Origin of the sequence: Cerasicoccus arenae, assembly GCF_014651635.1 — a bacterium.
In the GTDB taxonomy this organism is placed as follows: domain Bacteria; phylum Verrucomicrobiota; class Verrucomicrobiia; order Opitutales; family Cerasicoccaceae; genus Cerasicoccus; species Cerasicoccus arenae.
Genome location: NZ_BMXG01000016.1, coordinates 22,533 through 44,380, shown reverse-complemented (window position 1 = coordinate 44,380; position 21,848 = coordinate 22,533). Strand labels below are relative to the sequence as shown.

The following is a 21,848-nucleotide window of genomic DNA, read 5'->3' as shown; positions in this document are numbered from 1 at the left end:
TGCCTTGTATTCCCTGTTGTGGGGCGCTACTTCCTTAAGGCAACTCTGATTGATTTGCATCCATGGAAGACAACGTCCCGCTCCCGCGCATAAACAAAATCCCTTTCATCGTAGCCGATGTGTTGCTGGTCGCGACGGCGGCAACGATCTGGTTTAGAACGCCGCCGCCGCTTAGCCCCATCAGTATTTTCTGGATATTCGCGGCGATCTTTACCGGAGCTTTCATTGCTTGTTTACCGTTTTTCGTGGAGTTCCGCACGATGGCCAAGCTGAAGGAATACGACCTGAGCCAAGGCAACATGGAGAATGCGCGCCGTATCGAGTCTGCGATGCTTGGCATCCAGGAAGTGGGCGAGACCATCATCCAGCACGTTGACCGGAATACGGAAATTGTAGGCACCTTTGAGACATTATTGGACCGAATGGAGTCTCGAATCGGTAAGGGCCAGGCAGGGGCAGGAGCGGCGGGCATCGATCCGGACCAACTCCGCGCCGCCCTACGCGAGCAACTCGATGCGGTTCGGGAAGAATTTGCGCAGTCCATCACGGAGCAGGTCGGGATGACTACTGATGCGCAGCATAACAAGCTCAACGCTGCGCTTTCCAAGCTACAAGGCTTACCAATGCAGGTTTCGCTCTTAGGTGAATTGGCAGGGCGCTACCAGAGCATTATTGCCATGATGAGCGATACGGCTGCGCAGTTATTGACTTCCACGCCGGTTGATCAAAAAAGCACTGTGGCGGCTGAGGACGAACCCACGATTACCGAGGATTCCTTGGATGGTGTGCTAGAAGCTGAAGTTGAAGAAAACGTTGCGGCTGAGGCCGTGACTTACGGCGAAATTAGAATTTTGAGCGACGACGTCGAGTTGACCGATCAGGAAGATGACGATGATTATTCGGAATACGAAGAGTCGGAAGCGGATGATGGTGCCGAGCCGGAATTTCTTCCGCCCGAAGCCTTGAACCTGCCCAACGTTGACTTAGAAGGGTACGACCAGCTTGACGCCCGTTTCGACGCCGAGATGGAGGCTGAAAAGGCGGCCACCGAGCCTGAGGCTGGCGACGATCAGGAAGAGGAAATCGAGACGCTTGCGTTGGAAGAAGAGCCGGAGGATATAGCCGAGGAAGTCGTTATCGATGATGAGCAGGAAGCAACAGAGGAATCGGACGATTCAGAAGCGATCGACGAGCTGGTGGATTTGGACTCGCTGGAGGACTTGGATGGGTTGGAAGACGAGGATGACTTTGATATCGCCCTGAGCAGTGATGCGGACGAGGAAGAGGCACCCGCCGAAGAAATAGAAGTCGCTGAAGAAGAATCTGCTGAAGAAGCCGTGGCGGTCGTCGATGACGAAGCGGTGGATGAGGGAGGCATGGGCTTTGATGATTGGGATGACTTCGGCGATATCGAGCCCGCTGTGGATGATGAGGCAGAAGGTGTTGAAGAAGCCGAGCCTGCGCAGCCGGAATTGATTGGTGACCTGCCGGAGACTTCGCCCAAGTCCAAGTCGAAGAAGCAGAAGGGGGTGACAACGCTGATCGCGCAAGTGCTGATTGGCATTGGTAACAAGCCGTATGTGCGTGGGGTCGGGCCGGGCTTGTCCGAGACTGAAGGCGTACCGATGGAGTTTCTGGAGATTGGCAAGTGGCAGTGGGTTGCGCCAAATTCTGACGAACCCGTGTACGTGCAAATTTACAAAAACGACGAAGTTGCCGCCGAAGGTGATGTGATTGAAATTCCTGCTGGTCAGCGCCGATCTTCCGCGCCAAAGTTCCCGAAGTGATGATACGAACTTTGCGATACAAAGCTTACGCGCTGGCGTTACTCTTTTTCATGTTTGCAGTGGGCTGCTCTTCGACTTCCACAAGCGATGGCGTGACCGTACATGCGGTGCATACCGTTCATACAGCAAATGCGGCATTGCCGGTTGATGATGGCCTATTCCACATGCGGCCTTGTGGCCTTGGCCAAGCGCAACCATCGATCGAATGCCCTGTTAATTAACCCCGGTTTACGAACCCTCAAAGCGCGCTAATGAACCCTCTTAAGTGGAAACTGCACTGGCAAATCCTGATTGCGCTGGTGCTGTCGGCCCTCACGGCGTTTGTTATTAAGTCAACTGGCGGTCTAGACGGCGCGCTGGGTGAGAACGTGCTTGGGGCTTGTGGTTTCCTGGGCAAGCTGTTCATGAACGCGTTGAAGATGATCATCGTGCCACTGGTGGGTAGCTCGATCATTTCGGCGATGGCTGGCTTGACTGGCGGCAATGATTTTCGACGCATGGGTTTCAAAACACTGGCCTATTATGTGTGCAGCGGCGCGGTTGCGGTGACGATTGGCCTCGTGCTGGTCAACGTGATTTCGCCAGGCACGGTGGCCCCAGATGTGGCTGCTCGGATGGAGGCCAACGCGCAAGCCGCTGGCGCTGGCGAGATCATCGAGTCCAAAGTTGCGGGGAAGAGTGCGCAGGACATCTGGGATGTGTTCCTGCGAATGTTTCCTGAGAACATCATTGCGAACGCGAGTAACAACGGCCAGTTGCTGGGGCTCATTACTTTCAGTGTACTGTTCGGATTTTTCATTAGCCGTCTGGATAAGAACTGGCGTGACACGCAAGTGAATTTCTGGGAGGGCGTGAGCAAGGTCATGATCAGTGTGACTGATTTGATTTTAAAATTCGCGCCGATTGGTGTTTTTGCATTGGTCACGCCACGTTTAGTGGAGCTAGGCTTGGATTTGGTCGGCCCGTTGGCAAAGTTTACGCTTACGGTGGTACTGGGCTTGATCTTGCACGTCGTCGCGCTTTGCGGAGTGCTGGCCTTCTTTAAGGTTAATCCGTGGACGCATTTGAAGAAGATGTCCGACCCGCTGCTCACAGCGTTTTCCACGGCGAGTTCGGCGGGTACGCTGCCGTTGACGATGGAAACGGTGGAGCAGGAGGCTAAGGTCTCTCAGCGCACCGCCAGCTTTACCTTGCCGCTCGGGGCCACGGTTAATATGGACGGCACGGCGCTGTATGAATGCGTGGTGGTGATCTTCGTGACGCAGGTCATGGCGGTGATTGACCCGAGCTTTATACCGCTGACATTGAGCCAGCAGATCATGGTGGTGATCTTGGCGCTGACGACCTCCATTGGCGTGGCGGGCGTGCCCTCGGCAAGCATTGTGGCGATCTTCCTGATCATGGGCGTGCTGGGCATCCCCACGGAATACATTGGTTTGGTCTGGGTGGTCGACCGTGCGCTGGACATGTGCCGCACAAGCGTGAACGTCTTCAGCGACACCTGTGCGGCGGTCATCATCGGCAAGACCGAAGGCGAGCCGGTGTATGAACCTTAACGGCTGCGCCTCTCCGTTTGTTTACTGGAACTCGATCCAGTTGAGCTTCACGGGGGCGGAGCAGCGCACACCGAGGATGTGATTGCCGGCTGGAAGGTTGATCGTGGTTGATTCGCTCGACCAGCCGCTACCGTGGTTTTCGACCTCAGCCGCGACTTTTCCGTCTTGGAATATCTCAACCTTCGTGCCCGTTTTCGAGAACATGCGGACGGTGACGTTGAATCGTTTTTCCTGCTCAACATGCACGTTGTAGGTCAGCGTGGCGTCGCCGCCCGAGCAGACCATTTCCAAGAAGCCGTCCTCATCGGAGGTGGACGCAATCTTCGGCTCCTTCGCCTCGCGATAAGACTCGGCCTGCAGGCGCCCTGGGAGGCGATAATAAACATTGGGATCGTGCACTGGCATGTTGACGTAGGTTTTCCCGAGTTCGGTTAGCTGGCCATTCCCGCCAAGCAAGCTGAGTTTCCCGTTGCTGTCCACCCGGTCTTTGAACCAAGCGTAGCCTTGCACGAAGGGCAGGCGCTCCATCAGGTCGACAGATTGGATCAGGTAATCGCGTTCAGCGGCGGCGCTGCCAGCGTTCCATTCAGCGAACTCGGTGACCCAGATTGGGCGCTGGTAGGTGTCGTACATCATTTGCACGAGCCAGCTCAGCTCACCAAAATTGCCATAGGAGTGCGAGCCCACCGGCGCGTCGTCGTTCTCACCCACATAGTGGTAAAAGGCGTTGAGGAAGGGATTTTGAAAAGTGTAGGTGATTTTCTTGCGTTCGACCGGATCGAAGGCGGTGATGCTGTCGCCGTCCGCTGAACCCAGCGCCATGTTGGGCCCGACAACGGTTGCGCCGTGGCGCTTGGCAATGCGCTCTATTTTTTCATATAAAGCCGCAGTCTCCTTGGGCGTGATGAAGGCTTGGCCTTTCAAATTGGGTTCATTGATAGCGAGGACATAGGGCACGTCGTGGTCGTCGAGATAATCATCCAGTCCTTTGAGGCTATCGGGGCGGTCGCCCCAAATCATGGGGTAAAACGTCATTTTGGCCTCTTTGGGGTCGGGTAGGTCTTCGGTGAAGTGCCAGTTATACCACCAACTGACTGACGGTGATAGCGCCATGAAATCTGCGGCACTGATCTTATTCAGGCAAACACCGCGCTTCGTGCTTTTGACTGGCTTATCGCAGTCGACGATGCGCACGTCGTCATCGGCGCGCATGTGAGCTGTCAGTAGAGTCACAAAGGCCAAGCCGAGCACTAGGAGTCGCGATGAGGAAGGGATTGCGGTGAGCATACAATGGGGGGGGAGGAGGGGGCGCGATTTCAACGCTAAAGCTATGTTTGCTAAATCGTATCTTTTAGTAGAAGGCTGTAGACGTCAATTTAAAATGCAATTTAATGCAACGAAATGAGGCGAATTTGGTTTGAAAAGCCGGAGTCGATCAATCAATGCCGCTGTGGCAGTTTGAATTTGGGATTAGGTCACCTTTTAAAATTTTGTTTCTGCCTGATGGGTGGTGCAGAGCAGCCTTCCTCCCAAGTGCCTTCGATCTCGATGAGCTTGGGGTGGTTCGGCAAACCGATTTGATTGCTTTGTAATTTAAATGCCAACTGCTCGACTGCGGTTGAGCCAATGATGAATGGGTTTTCGTTGATTCCGCACCACCCTGCGTCACTGGCGGCATTGCTCATCAGAGCTAGTCCTAGCCTTTGCAAATACCTCTTGTTAACGCCTTCGACCTGTTTGACATGCTTGAGAGTGCCCATGGTGATCACCGCGTCGGGTTTATATTGGTTTAACCAGGCGATGCTGGGTGCCTCAATATTGCTTGGATGACATTGCAGGGCGGGAATGCGGTCTTTGACAGGCAAAGATTGTTGCATCAATGCATAGGCAGCCATGCAGCGGTTGCCGGTGCGTTCATCGTAGCCATGAGGGATCATCAATCCGAGCCGCCGGTAGCCCTTGGACTGCAAGGTCTGTAGGATGATTTGTGTGTTGTTAAAGTGGTTCGGGACAACGCGATCCAAGTGTGGATTCGCCATGGTGTAGCTCATGGTGATTGCGCTGAAGGCAGGCCAGTGGATGTCGGGCAGAGCGGCTGATTCCGGCAATGGTGGAATGAGAATGCCGCGAATGCCACGTGCGCTCAGGATATCTGTTGCCCGGCGCTGGGTCATTTGCTCTTCCTGCATCCAAATGCTGTCCAAGGTGTAGCCAAATTCTTCGGCGCGCTTTCGAGCGCCTTCCCACATGTAACGTTGGAACTCGACGCCGGTTTTTTGGTAAATGTCTCGCTGGTCCCAGAAATTGAGCCAGCCAATGGTTTCTTGGTAGGCGACTCGTCGTGTTGACCGAACTTGTGACATTAGTGAAGCAATAGCCGGATTTATCCGATAGCCATATTTCTGGGCAGCGACGACTACGCGGTGGCGGGTGGCGGCTGCGACACGAGGGTCGTTTCTCAGAGCGAGTGAGACTGTGGCTGCGCTTATTTTTAGAATTTTTGCTAATTCGCGCAGAGTGGGGGGAGGGGGGGATTGCGCCATTTCTAGCTTCAAATATAGACATTCCAGCAGTATACGCCAGAAATTTCAACGCGTTTAAAAGCGTCAGTATTGCGAGGTGAGCGATATCTTGAAAAACTAGCCCTGTATTAAAGCAAAACCCTTAGCACATACCCTTATGAAAATTCTTAGCACCACATTCTTAGCACTATTTACAGGCCTAACCGTTTCTTCAGCCAACGGCGCAGTCATATTCTATGACGACATGGAATCATATCCGCTGGGCAATGATCAGGACGTAAGCAGCAGCCCAAAGCTATATTTGGACTTTGGCATTGCTGATCAGACGACAGCGACTCCCTTTGGCTCGCCCAATCAGTTCGCGTTTCTGGATGGTGGCTCTTCATTTTCACGCGTCAATTCCGTCTCCACGCTTATGACATACAGTTTTGATATGTACGAGCCCACTACAGCGCAAACGGGACCCACGCGTTTTGGTTTGGGGCAAGGTGACGTAAACAGCAATGCATATGCGGCTTGGAGTATTGACAACGGTGTCCTTACCACACTGGACAATACGTCGCCGGTGTCTGGCTCGCTGCCAACACTGGAACAGGATCGGCATTATACCGCCTACATCGTTCACAATGGTTCGGATGGCCCGGAAGTGGTCGATGGAACAGGCCTCACTTTGCAGGCTGGTGAAACTTCACTTTACTTTTATGATACCGTTACGTCCTCATTGATTGATGCTGGGGTCTACTCCCATAGTGGAAGTAAGCTAGCGACTTCGTTCCTTGTGCGCTCCTTTGGCGCGGATGACAATACACTTTATTACGACAATATCACTCAGTTGAACACCCTGACCGTCATTCCTGAGCCAAGCGCCTATGCCGGCATTTTGGGTGGTGCTGTATTACTTTGCATGCTTCGCCGTCGCTCTATGAAGGCCAAGTAGGCAATTCAAGTCACATCTTAATTGATGCGGTTTATTAAGCACGGGCGTTGGGGGACGCCCGTGTTTTTTAGTGCCTGCAAGTCTGCCACGGCAGACGCACGTATTGAATAGGTATAAGACGCACAGTGTGAGGTGGCAGTTAAATTGCTTTGAACAAAGGCCTAACAACTGGGATATCGGCCTCCGGCCACATGCGCCCAGCAAGCTGCATCCAAGACTACAACCACCCAATCGAAACGGAAAATCCTAGCACTGCCAATGGCATGAAGATTGGGAGCGGGTCAATAAAGGCCCAGACTAACTTGGCAAGCGGCTCAGTTTAAGTGGACACGGTCACCGCCTCAATTGATGATTTTTTCTAGCGACTTGAATTGAGTAGTTCGTAGGGGGGGATGCATATGTCGGCTTAGTGCCAATAATGTCGCGAAGGTGTATGCCCCACAAGCCCGCCACCTGTCACACTTGCCACCGTTCACAGGCGATAATCCGCAGCATTGTGAATCTACCACAGCCGTCGGAACCGACCAGCACCATGAACTCGCGGTCCTTGATTTGCAGGTCGATTCCCTTTACGGCGTGGAGGGCTCTTTTTTTTGAGCAGTAGTGTTTGTCTAATTACTTGAGGGTGACAGTTGCCATGTTCTTCTATTGATCGGTTAGGGCTTCAGGTAGGTTCCGTCGCTGCCGATCTTGCCGGGGCCGTTCAATACGTAGACCTTCATGTTGCCCTTGCCGCTGACACTGGCGGTCAAACTGCCGCCGCCTACGTTTTGGACGTCGCCAGTGACGGCGTCGACATAGGTCCCGTTAGGAATGCCATTGAAGGTGGCTCCACCGCTCACGGCGACCAGCACAAAGCTGTCGGTATTCGCGTCGGTGTAGCGACGTTTGAACGCCATGCCACCGCTCACGCCATCGGTTGAATACTGGCCCTTCTGCAAGGCTGGCACTGCGTGTCGGATTTGATTCAAGCGGCGGATGTGTTGCGCGAGTGGGTGGCTGAGCGTGGTCGCCATTGCGCCGGTGGCGTTGGAGTATTCCCCAAAGTCCGACACCGTGACACTGCCTTCGATGTGGTCCCCGAAGTAAGCGCGACCGGTTTGCGAGAGCGGCGAATTGGGGCCGACGTCGATGACCAGGCCCTTCTGGAATTCAATCTCGCTGCCGTAGTAAATACAGGGAATACCGCGGAACGTAAACATGAGGCTCAGGTTTTCAGCCCAGACATCCTGTGGTTGGGCAAAGCGTTGATTCTCCGGCGCACCGTCGGGAGCATAGTCATGAGAGTCGACGTAGGTGACGTTGTAAGTGGCGTCGTTGTACCAGAGGTCCCCGCCAAGCGCGACATTGTAGGCGTCGTAGGCGTTTTGGAAATTCCAGTGCATTGGGAAGTCGATCACTGCCATGCCCGAATTGAGCGAATGATCCGGCGTGTGGTAGTCGTTGCCGATTAGCTGGTGGTTGTTGCTGGTCGGTTCGTTGTCGACGGTGTCATTGTCCTGCCAGTGTTGGAAGGTGGATGCTTCGTTTTGCACACGCGTGCCCCATGGATAAGACTGTGTTTCCGCCCAGGTGTAGAACGGCGTGGAGATCGCGGGGATGTTGCTGTTCCAGACTTGGCGGTAGCGTGTGGCGACTTCGCCGAAGATATAGAAGTCTTCGCCGCCGCGCGCCTTGAAGGCGGGGATAAACGTGTTGTTAAACGTGAGGCGCGAGATGTGTTTCACGGTGTCCACGCGGAAGGCGTCCACGCCCATGTCGATGTAGTGGTTGTAGGCATCGATGAGATATTGCGCGGTGGTTGGGTTCTCCGTGTTGAGGTCTACCGTGTCGCCAGCGATCTGTGCTGTCTGCACCGTGTAGCCTTCCCACTGCAGGGATTTTTCATGGTGGTAGATGAAGTCTACATCGTTGACGTCCTCCTTCATTGCGTCGATGCGGGCGCCGTATTGTGCGTTGGGCACTAGCGTTAGGTAGTCTGCGGGAAGAACATTGTTCGGGTCGGTAATCGTCATCGCATTGTCGGCGATTTCATTGAAGTCAATGGTCTCAGAGCGGTCGAACAACGGGTAGAGATTTTCTTCTCCGAAGTTGCAGGAATGGTTCAGGACGATGTCCTGGATGACTTTCATACCGCGGGCGTGTGCTGCATCGATGAGCGTTTGGTAAGTGACGCCGTTGGATTCGTAGCGGAAGTCCACCTGCTTGTGATCGATGGCGTGGTAGCCGTGGTAATCATAGCCACTTGCGTTCTTAACGACGGGCGTAATCCAGATCGCGGTGAAGCCGAGTGCCTTGATGTAGTCGAGTTTTTCAATCAGTCCCTTGAAGTCGCCGCGCCAGGCTGGGTCGGAGGCTGGGTTGAGCGAACCGTCCCAGCACTTCATGTTGTTTGATGTATCGCCGTCGAAGAAGCGCGTGGTCATCAGGAAGTAAATGGTTTCTTCGCGGAAATCGCCGCTTGTGCCGCCGAGCTCATTGACCTCGATATTCTTCGTGACGACATCGAACACGATGCGGTAGGTTTTATTGTCAGCTACATTGTAGTCCTGTGCTGGATAACGCTCCGAGAAGTCCCCGTAGCGATCGATGAGGAAGCGCGCGGGTGATTCCTCGCCGTTGAATGTCGCGATGTATTCGTAAAAGCCATTGCCGATGTGAGTCATCGCAGTGGTGTTCCAGGCGTTTGGCGTACCACGGAAATACCAAGGCTCGATGACGCCCAGCTCCTCAGTCGTGATCTGCTGAGTGTCGCTGTTAAAGGTAATGCGGTAAATGCGGTCGTCGGTTACATTGTAGTCCTGCGCAGGGTAGCGTTCGGAGAAGTCGCCGTAGTGATCGATGAGAAAACGTGCGGGCGATTCCTCACCGTTAAAGGTGGTGATGTATTCGTAGGTGTTTGCGGACAAGCGTGTCATCTCCGCGTTGTTCCAGCCATTAGACGTACCGCGGAAATACCACTGGTCTGGTGGCCAAACTTCTTCTGCCGTGATGTCTTTGGTCGCTTGGTTGAACGTAATGCGGTAGGTTTTGTTGTCGGTCACATTATAGTCTTGCGCGGGATAGCGCTCCGAGAAGTCAGCGTAGTGATCGATAAGGAAGCGCGCGGGTGACTCCTCGCCGTTAAACGTTGCAGTATACTCAAACATGTCTCCGCCGAGATGCGTCATTTGTGCGGCGTTCCAACTGTTGGGAGTGCCGCGAAAATACCAAACGGCTGGATACTCGGTGACGGTGATTGCCTGTGTGTTGGTGTTAATCGAAATCTTGTAGGTCTTGAAGTCCGTGACTACGTTATCCTGCGCCGGATAGCTCTGCGTCCAGTCACCATAGAGGTCGATTTTGAAGCGTGCGGTGGCGTCTTCGCCATTGAAGGTTTGAATGGTCTCGTAGGTCGTGGCGTCGACTTGGGTCATTTGCGCGGCGTCCCAATTGTTTGGCGTGCCGCGGAAGAACCAGTCCGCATGAGCGGACGGAATGGTGATGGCGAGACTGGAAACGGCTAAGAGCGCAGCGGCCAGTCTTCGAAGGGGATTCATGCATTTCATGGGATACAGGGGGTTGGGTTAACGGGTGGAAGTGGTTCCAACTAATACGAACATACTGGCTGACAGGAAATTATATAGCATCACTACGTTTTACAGTTTAACGCATAAAAAAAAGCGCGCAACGGACAGTGCCGTTGCGCGCTTGGAGATTTAGCGTGGCTAGGTTTAAGGAGCGCCAGCAGTGACGGTTCCGTTCTCAACCGTGTAGACGCCTTTGCCGCTGACACTGTAGTTCAGGCCACCATTGCTGTCCCATGTGCCGTTGTTGTCGTTGAAGGCAAACTCAACATTGGTGGCGTCGATGGTGATGGCCTTGTAGCCCGAGATCGAGCTGGTGCTCATGGCGATTCCGGGAGTGGAGGTCCACCCGCTGCTGTCGGCGTTGTAGTGGATGTTGGCGTTGCTCCACTGTGTCGAGTAGTATATGGTCACGGCTGGATAACCCGAGGTGATCGTGTTGGTTGACGAATCGATGCTGTAGACTCCGGCGTTGGCGATGGTGTAGTTGCTGCCGCCGTTGTTATCCCAGTTTGTACCGTCATCAGTAAAGGCGAACTCAATCGATGTTCCTTCAATGATGATGTGCTCATAGCCGGGGAAGGCAGCGTCTTCGTCCATCAGGTCACCCGGCATCGTAGTCCAGCCTAGGCTATCCACATTGTAATGCATGCGGGTTTGTGGGCTGAACGCCGAGTCGTAGAATATCTCGATGCGGATCGGGTTGTAATCGGGCAGCAGGTTGCCACCAAAACCTACGGTGTAGAGGCCGGGTTGGCTGATCATATAGTTGTTGCCGTTGTTACTATCCCACGTCCCCGAGCCGTCGTTGAAAGCGAATTCGAGTGTGTTCGCATTGATTTCGATGTATTTGAAGTTGGACATCGCGGTTGCTTGCATCTGAACGCCGGGGGACGTTGTCCAGCCTGCGCCGTCGGCATTGTAGTGGACATAAGCAGGGGACCAGATTGTTTCATAGAACAGTCTGATACCTCCGGGAGGTCCGCTGGACACCGAGTTGTCGGTGGAGTCGATGGTGTAGACGCCAGGTGTGGTAATGGTGTAATTGGCACCGCCATTATTTTCCCAGTTCGTGCCATCATCGGTGAATGCGATCTGCGTCAGTTGACTGGCGTAAACGGTCAACTCATAGTAATCCGTGTCGGCAGTACTGACTGCCATACTAACACCGGGGAAGACTGACCAGTCGCCACCGTTGGCGCTGTAGTGCATCGTGGCTTCCGTCCATCCGATGGGAGGGAGATAGTGAACCGTGAACTCCTGCGGAGGGCCACTGACAATCGTGCCGGAAACCGGATCGACGGTGTAAACGCCTGCGGCGTTGATCGTGTAGTTGCCGCCGCCATTGTTGTCCCAGTTCGTGCCATCGTCGGTGAAGGCGAACTCAACGCTGGTGTCATTGACGGTGAATGACTTCACGCCCGGATAGATGCTGCTGCTGAGCGCTTCGCCGGGAAAGGTCGTCCAGGAAGCATCGATGCCTGCATCGTAATGGATGAGGTTGGCGAAGTCGGTGATGTAATACAGCGTAATCTGGTTGGCTGAATTGTCGCCTGCGGTAATGGTGACCGCTTGACTGGTCTCATCAGTCCGGACATAGAGGCAGCGCTCATTGCTGTCGTAGAAGTAACCGGAGGATGCGGCCTGCAAAGCGCCAAGGCTACCAAAGGCGGACGCCGCCACACTGTTGATTTCCACCGAAGTCGGAGAGTCGATCGAATGGCGCACCACCATGTAATAATCATGTCCGTGGTCGTAGGTTCCTTGCTTGGCACCGATGGTGAAGCTCCACAAGCCGCTGGTGGTTTGGTTTGTCAACTCGGTGATCGCATACTCTCCGCCTTCGTAATCGAAGGTTTCGCCATCGTCGTCATAGAGCGTGAAGCTGGTCTGATTTTCACTTGGCCAAGTGTGGATCGTTAGCTCAGTAGGCTGGAACTCATTGGCGTATTGCAGCACCGGGCGCATTGGGATAATCCCACCCTCTGCGACATACATCGGCATCACGCTGATGGGTGTGGACTTGACGACCGTTGAGCCACCACTGTGGAAGGAATCATCGTGCCAGTAATACCAATTGGTTCCACTAGGCAGGTAAGTGCTGCGCTGGGTGGCACCGGTCTGTGTGACTGGTGATGCAAGCAGGTAGGGGCCGACCATGAAGTCGAGGTCGCTACTGGCCAAGTGTGTTTGCGGGTCGTTCGGAAAAGAGAAGAACAAGGGATTGTTCAACGGCAGACCCGTGGTCGAAGCGCGGTAAGCCAGTGAATAGAAGTAAGGCATGATGGCGGAGCGCAGTTCCAGTGCGGCCTTGATATCAGTGGCATTGGCATACGTCCAAGGCTCACGTAGTTGGTCCCACTTACCCGAGTGATTGCGGAAGAAGGGCATGAGGCTGCACCATTGAGCCCAGCGGGTCATGGATTCGCTGGAAACGCTGCCTAGGAAGCCGCCAAGATCATGGCCGAAGTAAACCTGACCGGAGATCATGGTGCTCAGGCCAACGCGCATGCTTGGCGCTTGTCCGTAGGCACCGCCAGCACTTTCATTGACATTGTCACCGCTCCAATTGAAGGCGTAGCGCTGAATGCCGGGCCAACCTGCGCGAGAGAGCACAAACGGACGCGTGTTCGGATATTGTTCCGCCAAAGTGTCGTAGGTGTTGCTCGCCTGATAAACGTTGTATGTGTTCTTCAGGTAGATCTGCTGGCGGCGGTAATCGTTGGTGCTGGAACCATAGCGTCCATCGGCGTCGTAGAGGCCGCTTAATGGGATGGGCTGGGAGTCCTGAACGGTGTCGCGCTCGTCGGCCTGTTCATTGAGGTCATTCCAAATGCCGTCGAAGGCGTAGGTGTCCAGGTAATCCTGTTGCTTGCCCTTCCACCAACTTTGTGCTGCAGAGCTAGTGAAGTCGAGGTAGGAAACATCGCCAAAGAACAGCCAGTTAATGGACGTACTACTGTTGTTATTGGAGATCAGGTGCGAGAGATTATTCGCTTCGGTCCATAGTGGATCGGCGGTGGCTAACCAAGCTTCAATTAGCGGAATCGCCTTTACATTGTTGGTGTGCAGGTAGCTGATCAGGCTGACGCCGTCCTTGAACCAGTAGTTAGAATTGTTCGCGTCATCTTGGAAGGTGAGCTGGCGCATGTCGTTGTTGCCGCGGTATTCGTTATCTTGAAACGTGCCGCCGGGTGGGACGATGTGTGGATCGCTGTCCATATAGTCGATGTCGAAGTAAATCGCATCGAGCGGATAGCCTTGCGCACGGGCGGTGGCCACGATGTTGCGCATCTGGTCCTCGGTATAAGTCCAGCGTGAGAGATGGTGTCCTAGCGACCATTGGGCTGGGAGCGCTGGCATGCCAGTCAGCTCGGTGTAGCGGCTAAGCACATCTGCTGGCGTGTGGTCGTCACCGCCACCGAAGAAGAAGTAGTCAATGTAGCCCTCAGTTGATTCAAAGGAGAACTGGTCGTTGACGGTGGTCAGCTGGTTGCGCTGGGCACCGCCGTAGGGGCGTTCCTTTTGGAACATGAAGTTAGGGCGAGCCGGGTTGTTCCAGAAGACGCCATAGGAAAATCCGGGATGATTACCTGTTGGGCTCTGCACGCCATACATGAACGGCATCGTCATGTACATTGGGTTCTTTTGGTCGTTCCAATAGAAGGAGTCCGAGTTCCAGCCTTGCACGACTTGGCCGCGACGGTTCAGTTGAAACGGCACTTCGCCCAAGCCGAAGTAAGACTCGTTGGCGGGGCTTTCCTTGACCACGCGCACCCGGTACCAGGCGGCGATGTCGTTGCTGCTTTTGAGCAACTGGAAAGAGGTGTCGCCATAGGGATCGTAGCCCGTGTCATACTCCATACGCTTATCCCGTAGCAGGTATTGCCCGCTTTGAGTCTTATCAACGAAATCGATTTTGATGTTGGGACTCTTGGTGACTTCCACGATTAGGTCGTCGGTTTCGATCGTGTAGACCGAAGCGTCGGTGAACGTCGCAGTGAATGCAGGCCAGTCGCCGAGGGGCTTATCAATGGCGATGTCTTCATGGGACTCAATGCCGCTCCAATCAAACTTAACTCGGATGACGTCGGGCGCGTAAGGGATGATTTCACAAACGCCGCCGGTGCTCAGGCTAAATACAGCTTTTTGCTTTCCGGATTCCATTTGTGTTGTCGCAGAGGTCACCGATCCAGCGGTGGTCGTTTGGCTAAACAGGGTAGTGCTCCACCCTGTAAACAGGAGGAGCAACAGAATGCCCATTCTCCCGAAGTTAAAGCTGAGGAAGTTCCTCGAGCAGGTTGTATGTTGTTTCATGGCGATTTACTTGTATTCGGTTTCGATAATTCGATGGTTGGTGTGAATTGTCAGGCACGCGCACGAATCCTACCGTGGAACATTTGGGCTATCGCGATCACAGGAGGTGTCATTGGGGAGGATTCGGGGAATATAGTTTGAAGCACTCGCTGGCTTCAGGGCTAACCATACACGCCGTACATAGGACGAAAAGTGGCAAGCAGTTGGACAGTTTAACAGGCGTGATTTTTGTTCACCGAATAGCGTCTGATCGTTAGCAGGCGTTAAACTGTCAAAAGCAAAAGTAATTACCAATTCTTACAGCATGCGCTATGTCCTTCAATAGCCCTGCGCGTTTTCACCGAAGTGAAGACTGGCGGCGACCAGCAATTCTCAATCAGAAACCTCAACCTCCATACCCGTGAAGCAATCAGTATTCTATCAAACCCTCCTTTTCAGTCTGCTTGTGCCGTTGTCCTTCGGCCAGGTCAGTAACTTTAATCAACTAAATTTTCGCGGTACGCCCAATGCTTGGGGCACGCAGTCCATGGTGCTCGTAGCCGATCACTTGTGGCTTACCGACGCTACCTTCTCCGGCCTTGGCGACGTTAATGGTCCCGATCGTTTCAAGTTCGATAGCTCTTTTGATTTTTCGGGCAACTATGGAGATGATGAGCTGGACGGCATGGCCGATCCTGACGGTCTGGACATCCCGCCTCCGCTCGGTGCAGGTGATTACCGCATTACCTTCAACGACGACACCCTACATTACGCGATTATCAAGCGTAATTATACGGAGGTGTTCTTCCGAGGTACGCCAAACTCCTTTGACCTCAGTGAGCAGATGGAGTTGGTGGACGATCATGTTTGGCTGGTGGAGGTTACGTTCGCGGGTGATCCCGGTGACCGCTTCGTTTTTGATTATTCGCATGACTGGTCGGGTAAATTGGGTGACACTGCTCTCGACGGCGTTAGCGAACTCAACGGCGGAGACATTCCCATTGCCGAAGCCGGGGATTACATTATCGTGCTCAATGACGATACCTTAGCCTACAGCGTTATCAACATGAGCGCAAAAAGCTTTGATCAAGTTTACTTCCGGGGAACGCTCAACGGTTGGGGCAATGCGGCCATGACCTTTGTTGGCAATAACACTTGGGAAATTGAAGCGAATTTCGTGGGGCAGGCTTCGGATCGGTTTAAGTTCGACCGCTACGGCGATTGGTCGGAATACTACGGAGACAACCAGCCGGACGGTGTCGCTGAACAAGGCGGGAACGACATCAGCATCGCGCCGGGTCGTTATCGCATTTCGTTTAATGACTCGACCTATTCCTATACGATTGAGTCCCTCGGCGTCTCTGAGCAGATACAACTGGGGCATGTCTACAGTCCGCAGTTGACCACGTTTGCTATCTGGTCGCCGGATACGAGCAATGTCAAAGTTTCGGTAGATGGTGATGTTTACTCCATGCTCCAACAGCCGGACGGAAACGGCTACACCGATGTCTACGCGATTCAAGTTTATGGCGACTGGTTGCTTGAGGACTACCATTTCCTAATCGACGATGTGCAGGTGCGCGATCCTTACGGTCGCATGGTGATTCCTGGAACGGATACCAACATCGTTATCGACTTGGCCTTGACGGATCCCGTTGGCGGTCGCGTTGCTCCACCCGCGCTCAACGAACGCGAGGACGCTGTCATTTACGAAGTCCACGTGCGGGACTTTACAATTCATAGTTCGTCAGGCGTAGATGCAGACAAACGCGGAAAATTCCTAGGTATGGTTCAGCCAGGGACGAGTTACAATGGCGTGAGCACCGGCTTGCAGCACTTGAAGGATCTGGGTGTCACGCATGTTCAATTGCTGCCAATGTATGACTATGGTACTTGCTCGGCCAAGGATCCGGAAGACGCGGCTGGTTGCTACAACTGGGGCTATGACCCAGAGAACTTTAACGTGCCGGAAGAACGCTATGCCATTGATCCCAATGATTACCTAGGCCGTATCGAAGAATTAAAAGCGATGATCGATGAACTGCACGCAAATGGCATTCGCGTCATCATGGACGTCGTTTATAACCATACGTGGGTCATCGAAACGCAGGATGGAAACGGTAATATTCAGTTTTCTCATCCCGAGGGTGAACGGATGTTCTCCGACATCACTCTGGATTATTTCAACGTCAATGCACAGGGCACATACGGTCTGGCGGGCACCGGTAATTCCGTTAATCCGCGCGTTACTATGGTTAGTCGTATGATCCGTGACTCGCTTGAATACTGGGTAAGCGAGATCGGCGTGGATGGTTTCCGCTTCGACCTAATTGGCATCTTTGACTACGATGATGTCGCCGATTGGGCCGACTACTTGAATTCGGAATTCCCCAACCGTGACTTGCTCATCTACGGCGAGCCATGGAATGGCTACGCTACGGATCCAGATGAAGCTGACCGCGTTCGTATGGGCAGCATAGGTCTCATTGTAGATTCGAATGTTGGCTGTTTTAACCCGAACTTTAGGCAAGCGATTAAGGGTAATAGTGACGATGGGTCTGGCGGTGGTTATGCGTTTAACCAAGTTGGAAATATGTGGGAGATTCAAGTGGGTAGCCGCGGTGGCATCCGTTTCGCCTACAACCCGAACGTAGCCGTGAATACTTGGGACTCAATGTTCGCGAACGATCCGGAGCAGTGTATTAATTATGTTTCGGCTCACGACAATCTCTGCTTATGGGACAAGATCGAGGCGTGGGCGGCACTTAATGGTGTCAGTAGTAACACCACCTACAAACGTCGGATATCAACGTTTGCCAACGGTATGGTGCTAACTTCTCAGGGCATTCCATTTCTGCATGGCGGTGAAGAATTTTTGCGGACAAAGCAGGGTGAGAAAAATAGCTATAAATCGTCGGACAGCATTAATCAGTTCGATTGGCAGTTAAAAGTCGATAACCTCGACATCTTTGAATACTATCAGGACGTTATCAGCTATCGGCTGGATCATCCGGGCTTCCGTATGAACACTTGGCAGGAGATCGACAACAATGTCAGCACTTATAGTCCTGCGACTGGTGTATTGATCAACCATATTCATGGTGCCTCAAACAACGGCGACGCGTGGAGCGAGATATTTGTCATCTATAATTCCGGTCCTAATGCTAGTATTTCATTACCATCCGGAGATTGGAGTGTAGCGATCGAAATGGCTGATCCGGATGAGGGAAATGACCGTATTGTAAACGGCAGTATCTTGGTTGAAGGCACTACTGTTACTGTGCTCTACAAGGACTGAACTAAATCAACCGACGAGCTTTGGCTCTGATCAACAGTAAAACCTCCAGCCGTTTACTGGCTGGAGGTTCTTTGTATCAATTGTGTTTTATTTAGCGTCGGCGACGCAAAAACAATAATCCCATTGCCCCGACGCCGATCATCAAACCGTAATGGCTTGGCTCTGGAACGGTTGCGAGATTGTTGAAGAACAGTGCATCAGCGTCACTACCATCGGTGCCGCCTACGTAGAGCTTTATGCTACTCGCTATACCGGTGTAGGTTCCGCTGTCGAAGTCGGTAACTCCGCCACTTCGGGCGATTGACCAATTACCACCAGCTAGCGAAGTTTGTTCGAAAACAATGGAGAACAAGGTGTTATCGCTGTAAGAATCTCCAATACTGCCGTTGCCCGTAGCCGCGGCACTGACTACATAATCGTCGCTGCCGATATTGAAGTTGAAAATAGCATTGGTGTCGGCACCTCGCATATCGATTCCCTTGAAGCCGTTTCGGAAATTAACTGCAAGGTCGATCGAAAAGCTTTGGCCGACAACGAGTCCTGCTGGGTCGATGAATCGGAAGGCGGTGGCTTCCTGACCATTCGTTCCTGTCATGCGAAAGGACACGCCACTGGTATCCAGGTTGGGAGGGTTGCTACTCAGACTGCTTACGGAAGCAATACTGTGAGTGATGTCCACGCCTGGATTAAGGAACCATGTGCCATAGGCACCAATACCAGTGATGGAGCCGTCGGTTCCATCAACCCAGCCACCACTATAGGCAGAAGCGCTGGCATTATCAGTTCCAATAATTGCGGCGAATGATGATGAGGAGAGAGCAACGCCACCGATGGCGGCAATCGCGAGGTAGTTTCGATGTTTCATATTATTGTTATTGGGATTTAGATAAGTTCTTGGATGGCTTGGCGAGATCACTGAATCTCCAGACGATTAAAAAAGAGCGCGTTGGCGGCTTGGCTACCTTGGTCGCCGGCATACAGGCGAATGCTGCGGACACGACCAAGGAATTCACCACGGGCCAATACGCTTCGATGACCAAATTGGCGAATGAGCCAGCTGCCTTCGCCGTCAGATTCCTGAGTGATTTCCACATGGAACAGCACGCGTGGTGAGCCATCGATGTCCAGAACTCCATCGCCGGATTTCGTCTTGTTGACGGTGAAGGCTTCCGCACCGCCGTTAAAATTAAAAATTGTCTGATTTTGGCTATTGCGTAGATCGAGGCCCTGATAGCCTTCTTCACTGTTGATGGCGATTTCAATGGAGAAAATTTCGCCTTGCTGGAGGCCAGAGGGATCAAAAAAACGATACAGCTCCACGAATTTTCCGTCGGCGTCATGTAGTTTGAAAGCAACGCCGCCGGTGTCGATGTTGTCACCGCTGTTGCGAAGGGCTGAAGTTTCAATGCCGATGTTACCGCCGTTAAAAATGTTGTTTTCCTCGAATACCCAGCCACCGAGTCCATTGACTTCAGTAGATCCGTCTTCCAATCGCTCCCAGCCGTCGGTATACGTTGACTGGGCTGCGTCATCATAGTCAGCACCAGCAAGTGTGAGTGGCGCGAGGGTAACCCAAGCGTAATGGGTAAAGCGGATGCCGAAATCCTTCATGGTTTGGGGGGTATTTACTGGGGAATAGTGTGTTACTGGTAACTTTTGGAGGCGAGAATATCGGCGTTAAACAGTTAAAATGGGCTAGTTACAGGTGATGATAATTGTTCCGTGTACGATCAGTTCTGGAATTGAAATGGAGACTTGGTCGGACTGCGTATCGAAGTCCAACTGAGTGGGGAACTGGTAAGCATCACTGTCAGGACTGGCGAAGTAAATGGCCTGTGGTGTAATGCTTTCTGGGAGTGGGATGTTTACCGCGACATTTCTTCGGGTTGAAATGGAGGACGGCGCATCAGACCAATCAGGATGACCGCTTAGATTGAGAAGTTGCACGCAAATCGCGTTTCTATGTGGAGCGTAGTAGCTGCGGGTGATACCGTCATCCAGCGGGACGCGCAGGTCTAGGTTACTCACATTGCCGCCATGTGTGTATTCGTAGAGCATGGCGTCATGAGCATAGTAGCGCTTAAGCACGTCTGCGTTTGTTTTAGTAAGCGGTTGATGGTCGGGGTAGTAAAGTGAGTTGAGTGCGTGCATGGTTTCGGTCGATTCGTCGGGCTCGCCGACGACCATGAGTGAGCCGCCGCCAGTCATGGTGGCACCCAAAATACGAGCCAGCGTCCACTTGGGCCAACTGCTTTGCGGTTCGGCCATATCGGCGGGGTAAAGCTTGAGGATGACGCGTTGGTTGCTGGCACCCTGGTGGAAATAAGAGATGTCAACCAAGTCGCTTAAGCGCGCGGCCTGCCAGCGCCAGATTTCCAAAAAAAGAAAATCTGTGACGTCATACATGTTCTGTACGCCAAACTCATTCACACTGTTGAAGGATACCAGCCCATGCGGTTTGGTTTCGTGTGTCATCGCGGCGACATGGGAGACAAAGCCCTGCAGTATGTCCGCGAGCGCTTTGCCATCATGCGGACTGCCGTTAGCGTAAAAGCGGGCATCGGTCGGATCGCCGTAGGTGTCGATTTCAAATCCATCAAAGGCGACCAAATCGTCGGGGTTATCTTCTAAAGTGCGTTTCAACTCCTCCATGATATAGGACCGCCAGGCGGAACCTTCCGAAACATTCATGAGCCAGAACCATTTGGGCTTCCCGCGATCATCGGCATCCTCCTCGGCCATGATCTCGCCGTTGAATATTTTGTGCCGACCTTGCGCGTCGGTCATCGGATCGGTGATTTCCCGGTAAACACTTTCCGAGGCGGCGTAGGCCGAAATATAGGCGAGCGCGAGAATGCCTCTTCTTTGGCAGGCTTCGATTTTGGCTTTCACGTCGAGGCCGTTAATTGCCACGCCAAAGGGTTCGAACACGTACTGAGCTTCGCTTGGTGCGTAGTCACCATGCGCGGGAAAGTAGTCATAGAATTCAACCGCATTGATGTAGAGATCGGCGAGCATGGCAGCCTTGGCGTCGTAATTTTCCGAGGTATTGGGATAGCTGGCGAAGAAGCCGTAACGCAAGTCATCCGCGGGGTTTTTTGTAATGGATAGGATGACGTGTTCTTCCGCGAGTATCTGATCATCGCGGACGAGTTCCACCTGCGTGATGTAGCCGCCGGCCCATTCGATGGCCGGAATTTTGATTTGGTTCACACCGTTACGCGCCGCTTGTGTACCGTTGTATATGACGCGCCCGAGTGGTGTAGTGATGTGGATACGCAGATCTAGGCTATTGTCTGGCGTGGTGACGTTGGCATACAAGAGATTGGCTTCGGATGGCTCAACCCATACACGCTGTAGTGAGAGCTGCATGGTTGGTGATTGCGTGTTTTGATTCGTAACGGTTTCGGCTCTCAAATGCTGCAGTTCATTGAGGTTGGTAGCGGAGTTGTCACCTTGGCGTGCATCGATAAACGGGTCCGTCGTCCAAAGCATTTGGCCGTCTGTCGTTTGCATGACGTAACGGTATTGGAAATCCGGTGTCGGAGTATCGATGAACTTATACCACACGTCAGACTGCTTATTCTGCATCGCAAAGCGCGGGTTGTTCACTACGCCGTTATCGTTATTGGCCCAATTGTTAAATGAACCCGCGAGGTAGACTGCCTTGATTTCGAGATTTGATGGCGGCTCAAAGCGAAACAATACCCCTGAGCCATCGCGGAGGGGCGGGCCCGATTTTCGTAAGGCTGCTTCCAACTGCGGGTCGGAAATGGATAACTGCTCGCTAAACGCAGGTGCCTTAGCGAAGAGGAATACCGCAACCGCGATTATTAGGCGAGGTAACATATTGAGACGGAGTAATGAAAGGCAGGCTAACATGTGG

General features: G+C 53.1%; 11 protein-coding genes. 4 read left to right on the top strand and 7 right to left on the bottom strand.

Translation table 11 applies throughout. From position 1 onward, the window contains the following. Positions 1 to 62: 62 nt before the first annotated feature. A complete protein-coding gene (locus tag IE065_RS12650) occupies positions 63 to 1,787 on the top strand; it encodes a hypothetical protein (RefSeq protein WP_189515642.1) in 1,725 nt (574 codons plus the stop codon). Positions 1,788 to 2,038: 251 nt separating this feature from the next. Continuing rightward, entirely contained in the window at positions 2,039 to 3,343 is a 1,305-nt protein-coding gene (locus tag IE065_RS12645) for a dicarboxylate/amino acid:cation symporter (protein WP_189515640.1), read from the top strand. A gap of 21 nt (positions 3,344 to 3,364) precedes the next feature. Here the strand turns inward: IE065_RS12645 and IE065_RS12640 are convergent, their stop codons facing one another. Next, positions 3,365 to 4,630 (bottom strand): glycosyl hydrolase, encoded by a 1,266-nt coding sequence (locus tag IE065_RS12640; RefSeq protein ID WP_189515638.1) that lies wholly within the window; start codon positions 4,628 to 4,630, stop codon positions 3,365 to 3,367. A 188-nt stretch (positions 4,631 to 4,818) separates the two neighbouring features. Beyond that, the gene (locus tag IE065_RS12635) at positions 4,819 to 5,886 is read right to left on the bottom strand and encodes a LacI family DNA-binding transcriptional regulator (RefSeq protein ID WP_189515636.1); all 1,068 of its coding nucleotides are present in this window, start codon (positions 5,884 to 5,886) and stop codon (positions 4,819 to 4,821) included. A gap of 136 nt (positions 5,887 to 6,022) precedes the next feature. Between IE065_RS12635 and IE065_RS12630 the strand changes: the two genes are divergently transcribed. Continuing rightward, a complete protein-coding gene (locus IE065_RS12630) occupies positions 6,023 to 6,802 on the top strand; it encodes a PEP-CTERM sorting domain-containing protein (RefSeq protein ID WP_189515634.1) in 780 nt (259 codons plus the stop codon). A gap of 656 nt (positions 6,803 to 7,458) precedes the next feature. Here the strand turns inward: IE065_RS12630 and IE065_RS12625 are convergent. Beyond that, entirely contained in the window at positions 7,459 to 10,341 is a 2,883-nt protein-coding gene (locus IE065_RS12625; RefSeq protein WP_200163263.1) for an alpha-amylase family glycosyl hydrolase, read from the bottom strand. A gap of 174 nt (positions 10,342 to 10,515) precedes the next feature. Further along, the gene (locus tag IE065_RS12620) at positions 10,516 to 14,685 is read right to left on the bottom strand and encodes a TIM-barrel domain-containing protein (RefSeq protein WP_189515627.1); all 4,170 of its coding nucleotides are present in this window, start codon (positions 14,683 to 14,685) and stop codon (positions 10,516 to 10,518) included. Between the two features lie 400 nt (positions 14,686 to 15,085). Here IE065_RS12620 and IE065_RS12615 point away from each other — a divergent pair, with 400 nt between their 5' ends. Beyond that, positions 15,086 to 17,962: an alpha-amylase family glycosyl hydrolase gene (locus IE065_RS12615; protein WP_189515625.1), complete on the top strand. Its 2,877-nt coding sequence runs from the start codon at positions 15,086 to 15,088 to the stop codon at positions 17,960 to 17,962. A 91-nt stretch (positions 17,963 to 18,053) separates the two neighbouring features. Here IE065_RS12615 and IE065_RS12610 read toward each other — a convergent pair whose 3' ends face one another. The 3 genes from IE065_RS12610 to IE065_RS12600 all read right to left on the bottom strand — a co-directional run bounded on the left by IE065_RS12610 (position 18,054) and on the right by IE065_RS12600 (position 21,811). After that, entirely contained in the window at positions 18,054 to 18,827 is a 774-nt protein-coding gene (locus IE065_RS12610; protein ID WP_189515623.1) for a PEP-CTERM sorting domain-containing protein, read from the bottom strand. Positions 18,828 to 18,874: 47 nt separating this feature from the next. Continuing rightward, positions 18,875 to 19,573 carry a hypothetical protein gene (locus IE065_RS12605; protein ID WP_189515621.1) on the bottom strand — a complete coding sequence of 233 codons (699 nt, stop codon included), beginning with the start codon at positions 19,571 to 19,573 and terminating at the stop codon, positions 18,875 to 18,877. Positions 19,574 to 19,657: 84 nt separating this feature from the next. Then, a complete protein-coding gene (locus IE065_RS12600) occupies positions 19,658 to 21,811 on the bottom strand; it encodes a glycoside hydrolase family 66 protein (RefSeq protein ID WP_189515619.1) in 2,154 nt (717 codons plus the stop codon). Positions 21,812 to 21,848 lie beyond the last annotated feature (37 nt).